Annotated in this window: 13 protein-coding genes; all 13 read left to right on the forward strand. The window is 43.3% G+C overall.

Annotated elements, in window-relative coordinates:
- Positions 1–157: 157 nt before the first annotated feature.
- The 13 genes from D7Y06_RS16390 (at position 158) to D7Y06_RS16450 (ending at position 10,321) form a co-directional block, all read left to right on the forward strand.
- Positions 158–913 (forward strand): ABC transporter ATP-binding protein, encoded by a 756-nt coding sequence (locus D7Y06_RS16390; RefSeq protein WP_120408831.1) that lies wholly within the window; start codon positions 158–160, stop codon positions 911–913.
- Positions 910–1,629, forward strand: a complete 720-nt coding sequence (locus tag D7Y06_RS16395) for an ABC transporter permease (RefSeq protein WP_120408832.1) — start codon at positions 910–912, stop codon at positions 1,627–1,629. Before D7Y06_RS16390 ends, D7Y06_RS16395 begins: the two co-directional genes overlap by 4 nt.
- Positions 1,626–2,399: an ABC transporter permease gene (locus D7Y06_RS16400; protein WP_120408833.1), complete on the forward strand. Its 774-nt coding sequence runs from the start codon at positions 1,626–1,628 to the stop codon at positions 2,397–2,399. Before D7Y06_RS16395 ends, D7Y06_RS16400 begins: the two co-directional genes overlap by 4 nt.
- Positions 2,400–2,402: 3 nt before the next feature.
- Positions 2,403–2,690: a hypothetical protein gene (locus D7Y06_RS16405; protein WP_120408834.1), complete on the forward strand. Its 288-nt coding sequence runs from the start codon at positions 2,403–2,405 to the stop codon at positions 2,688–2,690.
- Positions 2,691–2,765: 75 nt separating this feature from the next.
- Positions 2,766–3,269, forward strand: coding sequence for an RNA polymerase sigma factor (locus tag D7Y06_RS16410; protein WP_120408835.1), 504 nt, complete (start codon positions 2,766–2,768; stop codon positions 3,267–3,269).
- The gene (locus tag D7Y06_RS16415; RefSeq protein ID WP_120408836.1) at positions 3,262–4,479 is read left to right on the forward strand and encodes a hypothetical protein; all 1,218 of its coding nucleotides are present in this window, start codon (positions 3,262–3,264) and stop codon (positions 4,477–4,479) included. Before D7Y06_RS16410 ends, D7Y06_RS16415 begins: the two co-directional genes overlap by 8 nt.
- Before the next feature lie 117 nt (positions 4,480–4,596).
- Positions 4,597–5,061: a hypothetical protein gene (locus D7Y06_RS16420; RefSeq protein ID WP_120408837.1), complete on the forward strand. Its 465-nt coding sequence runs from the start codon at positions 4,597–4,599 to the stop codon at positions 5,059–5,061.
- Between the two features lie 145 nt (positions 5,062–5,206).
- Positions 5,207–5,824, forward strand: a complete 618-nt coding sequence (locus D7Y06_RS16425; protein ID WP_120408838.1) for a flavodoxin family protein — start codon at positions 5,207–5,209, stop codon at positions 5,822–5,824.
- A gap of 45 nt (positions 5,825–5,869) precedes the next feature.
- On the forward strand, positions 5,870–6,415 hold the full coding sequence (locus tag D7Y06_RS16430; protein ID WP_120408839.1) for a histidine phosphatase family protein: 546 nt from the start codon (positions 5,870–5,872) through the stop codon (positions 6,413–6,415).
- Between the two features lie 131 nt (positions 6,416–6,546).
- Positions 6,547–7,266, forward strand: a complete 720-nt coding sequence (locus tag D7Y06_RS16435) for a LytR/AlgR family response regulator transcription factor (RefSeq protein WP_120408840.1) — start codon at positions 6,547–6,549, stop codon at positions 7,264–7,266.
- Positions 7,256–8,632 carry a sensor histidine kinase gene (locus tag D7Y06_RS16440; RefSeq protein ID WP_120408841.1) on the forward strand — a complete coding sequence of 459 codons (1,377 nt, stop codon included), beginning with the start codon at positions 7,256–7,258 and terminating at the stop codon, positions 8,630–8,632. Before D7Y06_RS16435 ends, D7Y06_RS16440 begins: the two co-directional genes overlap by 11 nt.
- A gap of 136 nt (positions 8,633–8,768) precedes the next feature.
- Positions 8,769–9,527, forward strand: coding sequence for a FlxA-like family protein (locus D7Y06_RS16445; RefSeq protein ID WP_120408842.1), 759 nt, complete (start codon positions 8,769–8,771; stop codon positions 9,525–9,527).
- A 47-nt stretch (positions 9,528–9,574) separates the two neighbouring features.
- Positions 9,575–10,321: a hypothetical protein gene (locus tag D7Y06_RS16450; protein WP_199714738.1), complete on the forward strand. Its 747-nt coding sequence runs from the start codon at positions 9,575–9,577 to the stop codon at positions 10,319–10,321.
- The last annotated feature ends 151 nt before the right edge of the window (positions 10,322–10,472 follow it).

The following is a 10,472-nucleotide window of genomic DNA, read 5'->3' on the forward strand; positions in this document are numbered from 1 at the left end:
TCCAGATTAAGCATATAAGGAGCATAGCACATGAAAGGCTGCGATACAAGATGAATGGTTCGATTTTTCAAAATGTAAGGTAAATGTAAGGCAGAGAAAATGCTGCCGCAAGGTTGGGGTTGTAGAATAAATACAGAAACAGGAAAGGAGCAGTAAAATGAATATGATTGAGACAAAAAATTTGAAAAAAACCTACGGAGATTTTACCGCAGTGGAGGGTATCAATCTCCATATTAAGAAAGGAAGCGTCTACGGTTTTTTGGGCCCCAACGGGGCGGGGAAGTCCACCACCATGAAAATGTTTTTGGGATTGACAAAACCTACAGAGGGGACGTTTGTTATTGACGGAAAAAAGTATCCCAAAAACCGCATGGAGATTTTAAAGGAGGTAGGATCTTTTATTGAGGCCCCTGCCTTTTACGGAAATTTAACCGGGGAAGAAAATCTGGATATTGTGAGAAAAATCCTGGGACTGCCTAAATACTCCGTGGAGGAGGCATTGGATTTGGTGGGGCTTACCCAGTATAAAGGCCGGCTTGCCAGAAAGTATTCTCTGGGGATGAAACAGAGGCTGGGGCTGGCAAGTGCATTGATAGGCAAGCCGCCGATTTTGATTTTAGATGAGCCCACCAACGGGCTTGACCCTGTGGGAATCCATGAAATCCGAACCTTAATCCGTTCCCTTCCAAAAAAATTTAACTGTACGGTTTTGGTATCTTCCCACCTGCTCTCTGAAATAGAGTTAATGGCGGAAGATATTGGAATTTTAAACCACGGGCATCTCCTGTTTGAGGGGACATTGGAGGAACTGAAAAACGCCGCCCGGCTGAAAGGATTTCCCACGGAGAATCTGGAAGATATGTTTTTAGCTATGATTGAAGAAGACAATGAGCGGGGGGACAGCAGAAGATGAGTGGATTTTTGGAACTGAAAAAAGTAAAAAGAACAGGATTATGGCCTGCGGTCTTTGGGGGAGGGATTTTGGCGGCACTTGTTCCCATAATAAATACGGCGGTGAGAAAGGAAGTTTTTCTTCAGATGGAGGGAAGCGCCCTTGCTATTTTAATGAATGAAAACTGGCAGATGATGGCCATGTTAAACCTTCTTTTCGTTGCGGCATCTGCCTGCCTGCTGTACCACACGGAATATGGTGACAATGCCATTCAGAGAATGAATACGCTTCCTCAAAGAGAGAGCAAAATGTTTTTTGACAAATTTTTTCTCCTTAGCGCTTTTTGCCTGATTATGTTTACCATAGAAGGGGCTGGGCTGGCTTTTTCTGCAGTCCATTGTTTTCCGGGGGATGGAAAAATTTTACGGGATGCGGCAATCAATATGGGGTATGCTTTTGTGCTGATTCTGCCGGGGGTTCTGTTTATGCTTCTTATTTCCGCCGCCTGTAAAAATATGTGGATTTCCCTGGGAATTGGGGTGATTTGCGTCTTTACCGCAACCATGCTGCCTGGAGATAATTTTGCCTTGTCCCTGTTTCCCTTTGCCCTGCCTTTTCACATAATTCCAGGGGCAAAGGTCCTAGCAGAAAAATATATGATTGCCCTGGGCGGGGAAATGGTATTGGGTATTTTAGCGGCAATTACATTTTTTAAAGTCAGGAGGTTATTTGCATGAGTTTTATATCACTTCTTGGGGTGGAACTAAAAAAAATCCGCCGTTCGGGTATTTTCATTATTTTGTTTGCAGCGGCAGTTTTTATGTGGCTTCCCGCAATATTTCACGGGGACGTAAATTTTAAAACTCAGGCGGAAATTGGAATTACGCCGGAACATAATTTTTTGATTCAGGGATTTATGGGCCTTGCCTGGTTCATGTTTCCTGCATGTATGGTGGTTTGTACCGTGCTGATTTGCCAGACAGAGCGGGGGAATCATGGAATTTTAAAAATGCTGGCCCTTCCCTTAAATACCGGGAAACTGTGTCTTGCAAAATTTGCGGTTCTTTTGGCTCTTGGGATGTGTTTTCTGTTATTTTCCACAGTGATATATTTTGTCAGTGCGGCAATCGTTTCAAAGACCCAGAGCTATGATTTTATGCTTTCCCCGGTGTTTGTTTTGAAAGAGGCAGGACTGATTTTTCTCACCTCAATCCCAATGATGGCATTTTTCTGGCTTTTATCCGTGTGTATCCGGACGCCGATTTTTGCCATGGGGGCGGGGTTTGCCTCCATCGTACCCTCTGTGCTTATGATAAACACAAAATTCTGGTTTGCGTATCCCATGGCCTATCCTTTTTTTGCCGTAACAAATGAATACGCCAAGCTGGCGGAACGTATGGCCCCAAACAGCATTGATTATGTTTTGTGGGGGAGTATCGCGTTGTCTGTAACTTTGATTTGTATTTTTGTGTCCTGCTTTTGTTTTGGGCAGGGGGAAAGGAGATAGAAAATGAAAGAGAAAACAATGACCCTTGTAAGTTTTATTATGATGTTTGTACCCTGGACCATATTACCTCTGCGGAGTTTCTCCTGGGCTCTTGAGTCCCCGGCGGCTGAAATTATGATTTCCGCTTACGCCCTTTTTATGATTTTTAGCGGAGTGTTTTCTATAATGTGTTACGGAAAGAAAAAGATTCAGAATACCATTATGAAAATTTGTGTGGTGGTCAACGGAATGTATGCGGTTTTCGGGGCGGCGGCGTTTGGGATGATGATTTTGCCGAATATTGTATCATAAAAAGGGAACCATTCTCCTTGCAAAAACCTCTAATAAGTATAAAGTGGAAGAAAGGAAGGTGAAGGGACAGAAATTATGGACAAAGAAACTTTTGCCGGGCTGGTGATTGATTCCACAGACAGCCTGTACCGGGTGAGCAAATCCATTCTGAAAAATGATGCGGATTGTGAAGATGCGGTGAGTGAGGCTATAGTAAAGGCTTTTGGAAATCTGGCTTCTTTGAAAAAGGATAAACATGCAAAAACCTGGCTGACCAGGATTCTGATTAACGAATGTTTTCATATCCGAAAGCAGAGGAAAAAAGTCACGCTGCTATCAGAGGAAGACGCTTGGGTTTTGGAGAGACGGGAGGAAAATAGCGGGAATTTACTGGAAGTTGAACGATACTCAGAGCTTTATCATTTTATTGGAAAATTAAAGGAAAACCAGAGACTTGCGGTTATTCTTTATTACTACGAAGGGTATTCCGTAAAAGAGATAGCCAGTATTATGGAAGTGACTCAGGGAACGGTAAAAAGCCGGCTGGGAAGGGCCAGAAAAATCTTAAAACAGTATTTAGAGGAGGGATATTATGTATAATCTGCCGGAATTTCCATCTACGCCGGATTCATTTGCAAAAAAGGTACAGCAGGCGGTAAAAGAAGGTATGGAAGGAGAAAATATGGGAAAAAGAGGAAACAGTAAAATAGTGACAAATGGTTGGAAAAAGAAAGCTGCCGCAGCAGCCATTACCTTAACCCTGATAGGGGCGGGAGGGCTTACCGTTTATGCGGTGGCAAATTCTGCGGTAAAAGCCCGTATGGAACATATGCCCCAGGAAGAAAAGACGGAGCTTATTGATGAGGCTTATGCCAGCGGGGAAGAGGGAAGCAGTTATTCCAGAGAATTAAGGGATGAGGAGAAAGAACGCTTTTATGAACTGCGGGTGAAATATCAGACCGAAGAAACGTTCCCGGAAGGTGAGTTAAAAAGAATTGAAGCAAAAGAGGATGCCGGGGAAGATAGGCTTTGTTACCTGCCGGAAACCAGGGAATTCTTTCTGCCGGAAAGGGAGCTGACGGACGAGGAAATGCTGCAGATTATAGACTGGCAGACAAAATCGAGTTACGCATTGACGGAGGATTATGAGAAAAACCATCCGGAGGAAGTAACAGCCCGGGAAGAAGAGAAGGAAAAGGCAAAACAGACATTGGAAGAAGCAGGAGGGCTTGACGAAAATGGAGCCAGGGAAAAAGCTTCCCAGTGGCTGGGCGCTTTGTACGGGAAAACTGAGGAAAACATGGAGGTTTCTGCTTATGTGGACACCAACGGGACAGGTACCCCGGAAAATCCCGTTTATGAAATTACTTTCGATATAGCGGGAGTTGAAATGTATAATTTTTCACTGAACGCATTCGACGGAGAACTGTGTGGAGTGGCTTATTCCGGACAGGAAGTGCAGATGGGTGAAATGTCTGTTTCCGATCTGGAGAGCAAAGTGGACTCCTTGAAGGAGACGGCGGAGAAGTATCTGAGAGATTCCTTTGGTATTTCAGGAAACTACAAAGAAACGTATTATTCCTACAGTATTGGCGAAGGCAAAGATACAGTTATTATGAATATGGTAACTTTCCAGTTTATGATGGAAGACGATACAGTTTATATTATCACTTTAGATGGGAAAAGCGGAATTCTGGAACTTTTTAAATCCCGGAGTATGGAGGAGTATCAAAGGTCGCTGGAAGCGGATAAAGAACTTAGGGAAAAAGGGGTTGCCACATATGAGGCGGTAAAGAAAATAATAGAGTAGGACTTGAACACATATTGGCATGTTTGCTGTTGCGTTATCCCTATCCCCATGTTATAATATTCAAAACTAAAAAAACTGTAAATTCACCTTAACGGGGTATAGGAGGATGATGCAATTATGAAAGTGAAATTATTATCTTCTGCGGCGGCAGCTATGGTGTGTCTGTTTGGAGTGGGTTCCGTTTTTGGTACGGGATATATGCCTGGTAATTGCAATATGTCGGGCTGTACTTTAATAGGGGAACATGTTCACAGTTACTGTGATGTATCAGGGTGTACGATTGCCGGAGAGCACAATCACAGTAATTGTGATGTTGCAGGGGGTGTCATAGAGGGGGAGCATATCCACTGCGATGTTGCAGGGTGTACATTAACAGGAAATCATACCCATAGTAATTGTGATGTGGAGGGCTGTACCATAGAGGGAGAGCATGTGCACAATAACTGTGGAGTGTCCGGCTGTACCATTACAGGAGAACATGTACACAATAACTGCGGGGTGTCCGGATGTACCATAAGCGGTGATCATTCTCATAATTCCGGCAGCCACCATGGTTCCAGGCATGGTTCCAGGCATCATTGATTTTTGGCAGTGGTTTTGTATTTGAACTGCTGTTATTTGTAAAGGATTGAATTCTGTTTATAAGGAATTCAATCCTTTTCTTTGGCTTTTTATTTTGTTATAATAGCTGTAATTACATAAAAAGAACAGTTAATGGAGGTATCACATGAAAGTATTAATGATTAACGGCAGTCCCCACGGAAAAGGAAGTACATATACGGCATTGCATGAGATGGAAAAGGTTTTTCAGGAAAACGGGATTGAGACAGAGCTTGTGTCAGTGGGAAACCAGGATGTGCGAGGGTGTATTGCCTGTCTTTCCTGCCGGGAGAAAGGAAAGTGTGCTTTTAATGATGTTGTGAATGAACTTGCACCCAAATTTGAGCAGGCGGAGGGGCTGGTAGTAGGAAGCCCGGTTTATTATGCTTCCGCGAATGCAACTTTGATAGCTGTTTTAGACAGGCTGTTTTACAGCACCGGCTTTGATAAAACCATGAAAGTGGGGGCTGCAGTGGCCTCTGCCAGAAGAGGCGGCCTTACGGCCACTTTTGATGAATTGAATAAGTATTTTACCATCAGCGGAATGCCGGTAGCCTCCGGCCAGTACTGGAACGGAATTCACGGAAACAATGCGGAGGAAGCGGCAGAGGATAAAGAGGGCTTGCAGATGATGCGCACCCTTGCCAGGAATATGGCATTTTTAATGAAAAGCATTGCCCTTGGAAAAGAAAAATATGGACTGCCGGAAAAGGAGCAGAAAATCAACACGAATTTTGTGCGGTAGTTTTTGGAAACCCAATTTTACTTAATGTAGTCAGGAGGTTTTACCATGGGACACTTTTATTTTGTCCGCCATGGGCAGTCTGTTTGGAATGTGGAAAATAAAATTTGCGGTGCCACAGATATTGCACTAACGGAAGAAGGACACAGGCAGGCGGATGCCCTGGCAAAAAAGATATTGGAGGAAAAAATACAGTTTGATGCAATTCTCTGTTCCCCATTAATCCGGGCCAGGGATACAGCAGGACATATTTCAGAGGTTACAGGTGTGCCTTTGCAAGTGGAAATGCGGCTGGTGGAACAGGATTTCGGAAAATATGAGGGCACTCCCCGGGATGGAGAAGAATTTCAACTGTCCAAAGAAAATTTTTTGGACAGTTTTGACGGTGGGGAATCTATGATGAGATTAGGGCAGAGAATTTACAATTTTTTGGATGAACTGAAGGAAAAGTCTGAGGATAAAACTTATCTTTTAGTGGCGCACAATGGAATCTGCAGAGTAATATGTTCCTATTTTCAGGATATGACAAATCGGGAATATGCCAGAATGGGGATGGGAAACTGCGAGATAAGAAGGTTTGATTTCCCAGATTAGCCTGAGGATTTCACAACATAAAAGGGGCTGTTTGCAACATGCAGGCCCCTTTTTTTCTGCTTTTACCGAAATAAATATTATATCTCTGAACGGGAAAAATTTTTAGTAATAGAAATCAGGAAGTGACATGTATGGTAATTGGAATTTGTGACGATGAAAAAAACATCCGTGATATGTTAGAAAAGCATGTGAAGATTATTTGTCCGGGGGCGGAAGTTTTATTGTTTTCCAGCGGGAAAAGCCTGCTTTCCTACACTGGAAATCTGGACATTCTTTTTCTGGATATCCAGATGGAAGGAATAGATGGGATGGCGGCGGCAAGGGAACTTAGGCAAAAAGAGAACGGGGTGACGATTATTTTTGTCACAGCCCTGGAAGAATACGTGTATCAGGCCTTTGATGTGGAAGCGTTTCATTATCTTTTAAAGCCTTTTACCTGGGAAAAGTTTGCCCAGGTGCTAAAGGCGGCGTTGAAAAAACATACAGACGAAGCGCCGGAAGGAAAAGGGACGGAGAGGAGCTTTCTTGTGAAATGCGGGAATGCCCATGTGAAAATCCCGATAGAAAATATTCTGTTTGCAGAAGTGTATAACCGGAAAGTTGTAATACACACCAGGGAAGGAAATGTGGAATATTACGGGAAACTTGCAGATTTGGAAAGGGAGGCGGGGGAGGATTTTTTTCGTCCCCACAGGGCGTATCTGGTAAATTTCAAATATATCCTTAAGTACGATGCCAGAACCATTTATCTGGAGGGGGGAGAAGTGCTTATGGCAAAGCAAAAGTATCCGGAATTTGTAAAACAGTATCTCCAGTATAACAGGAGAAAGGCAAAACGACATGGAAATTGAAAATATGACATTCTATTGGGATATGATAAGCAAAGTATTCTGGTTTTTGACAAACTTCGCCACCGCAGGTATTTACGCCTGGTTTTTAAAGCCTTTTCTGCCTGGAAAAAGACAAGCTTGTGCCGTGGGATTTTCCTACTTTATTTCCATGTTTTTATTAAAAGTCATTCCTTTGGAAATGTGGGGAATTGTGGCTTACAGCATGGGCTGTGGAGTAATCTTTATTTCTATGTATCTTGTGGACAAAAAAAACATGAGACAAAAAATTTTTCTGGCTATTTTGTCTCTTTTATTTCAGTGGATAGCCCATGGGGCAGGGCAGCCTGTCTATTCGGGGCTTTTGTATGCGCTGGGTCGAAATTCTCATATCAGGCTTGAAATTTTCACAATTTTATATTCTGTCATAGAGCTTTTGTACTTCCTTTTGCGGTGTGCCTTAACCTTTGGTATGGTTAAAATCGTAAACATTGTTTACAGGGACAAAAGGGAGGAGTTGTCGTGCTATGAACTGGTTCTTATGCTGCTTCCCGTATCCTTAAGTGTGGCGGTTTATTATCTGAAGGCTTATTTTTGCAGTGTTTATGAAGGGGATTTGGGAATTAGCGTGTGGCATAACCATGAAATGTTTACCTATCTGGATATGCTTTTTGCCATATTGTCTTATGGCGTGATTCTTGCAGTGCTGGTGTTCTACCAGAAAATAAAAAAGACCCAGCAGGAGGAAAGGGAAAATGCGGTTTTGGCAGGACAGATGGCGGATATGAGAAACCATATCTGCCAGGTGGAAAAAATGTATGAGGATATCCGCAGTATACGCCACGATATGGGGAATCATATCATGATTCTGGAAAATCTTTACAGAAAAAGTCAGTGGGGGGAAGCGGAGCAATATGCCAAAAGACTTACGGATGCCATGGGGGAATCTTTTTTTCATGTGAAAAGCAAAAATCCCGTTACCGATGTGATTCTGGAGGAAATATGGAAGCGGGCGTTTGAGATGGGGATTGACTTTCGGTGTGATTTCTTTTTCGGAAGGGACATACCGGTGGATGCCTTTGACATGAGCGTTATTTTAAACAACGGTCTTGGCAACGCCTTAGAGGGGACAAATGGGGAACATCCTTTTATCTCTGTTTTTTCCAGCCGGAAAAATAACGTGTTTCTCATAGAAATCCAAAATAGTTTTCACGGAAAACTTTTGTGGGACGAAAATGGAGAAGTGCCTTTGAGCACGAAAAAACAAGGGGAAGGCCATGGGTACGGGCTGGGGAATATCAAAAAAATTGCAGGGAAATATCATGGAGACATTGCAGTCAAATCGGAGGAGGGAAGGTTTATTTTAACGGTTATGCTCTTGCTTGCCTAAATGGAAAAAAGTGTTTGCTTACAACGGAAAAAGGTCCTTCCACTACATTTCCCTTTTTTATGGCATTTGACTTGACGAAATAGAAACTGAAAGAAATAGAAATGGATTTCAAAATGACAAGTCAAGGAGGAAGACAATGAAAGTTAACGGAATTGCAGGAATGAACACACAAATGGGGCATATGGGGATAACCCAGGGAGGGGATTCCTACAGCAAAAATATTCAAAACCAGATTGCCAGTGCCCAGAATCAGCTAAAAGAACTTTCATCCAATAAGGAGATGAGCCTGGAAGAAAAAGTGAAAAAGCGCCAGGAAATTCAAAAACAGATTGCGGATTTAAATAATCAACTGCGGCAGCATCAGGTGGAGCAGAGGAAGCAAAAACAGCAGGAAAAGAAAACTTCTATGGATGATATGCTGGGAACAGGGAATACAAGAAAAGCCAAAGCCGGCAAAAAGGGAAGGGGACTTTCTCAGGCTGGAATGAAAGCCCTGATTTCCGCTGACAGCGCTTTATCCCAGGCCCAGGCGGGGGAGCAGATTACCACCCAGATATCCGGCCAGGCCAATGTTTTAAAGTCGGAAATCCATATGGATAAGCAGGCAGGTTTGGACACCAAAGCAAAGGAAGAAGAACTTGCAAAGGTAGAAGAGAACCTGGCAGGGGCCACAGCATCCCAGATAGAAAGTCTTGGAAAAGCAAGCGAGGAAATGAAAGAGGCTTCCCAGGGAAATGAGGAAACAGAAGAGACAAAGGAAGAGAAAAGGAGTAAATCATCAGGAGCAAAACAGGAAGGTGATTCAGCGGCAAGTGATGCGGATACCGGGGCAGTGGAAAGCAGCGTAACAGGGCCTGCGCCTTCTTCTTACAAGCATGTGGATATTCAGTTATAAAATGTCCGGATATCATAACAGAACAGGTCACAGGAAGGAGGATGGCTATGTCAGAGATTCGTGATTTTGATGATTACAAAAGCAAATACAATACTGCTTTGGATTATACGGATCTTTTTGGGGGAACGCCCTCTTCTGAGGGAAGCGGATTTTCCCTTTCCGATTATGCTTCTATCAAAAACGGCAGCTACGGAAAAATATTAAAGGCGTACTATGCAAAGGAAGATGCCGAAAAAGCGGAAAAAAACGGGGACAGTAAACAGAGGACCTTACTTATCCGCAGCAGTGCAGACGCATTGAAAAAGTCGGCGGAAGCATTGACGGAAGACTCCCTCTGGGAAAAGAAGAAGATAAAGAAAAAAGACGAAAAAACCGGGGAGGAAACCGTCACGGAGGATTATGACTGGGATAAAATCGTAAAGGCAGTAAAAACCTTTGTAGATGATTATAATAGCGTGGTGGAAGAAATCGGAAATTCCGATGAAAAAAGGGTGCTTCGCAACGGGGTATGGCTCACCGGGATGACAAAAAGCACGGAGAAACTTTTAAAGAAAACCGGGATTACCATTGGAAAGGGAAACAAGCTGGAACTTGATGAGGAGGAGTTTAAGGAGGCTGGAATTGCCACAATAAAAAGCGCATTTTATGGATACGGTTCTTTTGCCCAAAGAATTTCCCAGAAGGCGGAGCGCATCAGCTCTGCGGCGGTGGGCAAAAACACATATACCCGGAATGGGAGTTATTCAAAAGTGATTTCTGAGCTGGCGGCAGGGAAAGTGGATGAGGAGGTGTAAAAAATATCGGCGGCAAATGCCGCCGGTTCTGCTGTCCGGGGGGGGGTTTGTCAAGTAAAATGTGTAAATTAATTTTTCGGCGGTCATATGACCGCCATATTTATTATCTGAAGCTCAATCAAAGGGTAGCTCCTCACCATTTCTATAAGCC

It is taken from the genome of Roseburia sp. 1XD42-69 (assembly GCF_003612565.1).
In the GTDB taxonomy this organism is placed as follows: domain Bacteria; phylum Bacillota; class Clostridia; order Lachnospirales; family Lachnospiraceae; genus Roseburia_B.

Coding starts and splice junctions, on each gene's coding strand:
- D7Y06_RS16395 (WP_120408832.1), top strand. CDS start 910: ATGAGTGGATTTTTGGAACTGAAAAAAGTAAAAAGAACAGGATTATGG.
- D7Y06_RS16435 (WP_120408840.1), top strand. CDS start 6,547: ATGGTAATTGGAATTTGTGACGATGAAAAAAACATCCGTGATATGTTA.
- D7Y06_RS16440 (WP_120408841.1), top strand. CDS start 7,256: ATGGAAATTGAAAATATGACATTCTATTGGGATATGATAAGCAAAGTA.
- D7Y06_RS16430 (WP_120408839.1), top strand. CDS start 5,870: ATGGGACACTTTTATTTTGTCCGCCATGGGCAGTCTGTTTGGAATGTG.
- D7Y06_RS16405 (WP_120408834.1), top strand. CDS start 2,403: ATGAAAGAGAAAACAATGACCCTTGTAAGTTTTATTATGATGTTTGTA.
- D7Y06_RS16400 (WP_120408833.1), top strand. CDS start 1,626: ATGAGTTTTATATCACTTCTTGGGGTGGAACTAAAAAAAATCCGCCGT.
- D7Y06_RS16445 (WP_120408842.1), top strand. CDS start 8,769: ATGAAAGTTAACGGAATTGCAGGAATGAACACACAAATGGGGCATATG.
- D7Y06_RS16425 (WP_120408838.1), top strand. CDS start 5,207: ATGAAAGTATTAATGATTAACGGCAGTCCCCACGGAAAAGGAAGTACA.
- D7Y06_RS16450 (WP_199714738.1), top strand. CDS start 9,575: ATGTCAGAGATTCGTGATTTTGATGATTACAAAAGCAAATACAATACT.
- D7Y06_RS16410 (WP_120408835.1), top strand. CDS start 2,766: ATGGACAAAGAAACTTTTGCCGGGCTGGTGATTGATTCCACAGACAGC.
- D7Y06_RS16420 (WP_120408837.1), top strand. CDS start 4,597: ATGAAAGTGAAATTATTATCTTCTGCGGCGGCAGCTATGGTGTGTCTG.
- D7Y06_RS16415 (WP_120408836.1), top strand. CDS start 3,262: ATGTATAATCTGCCGGAATTTCCATCTACGCCGGATTCATTTGCAAAA.
- D7Y06_RS16390 (WP_120408831.1), top strand. CDS start 158: ATGAATATGATTGAGACAAAAAATTTGAAAAAAACCTACGGAGATTTT.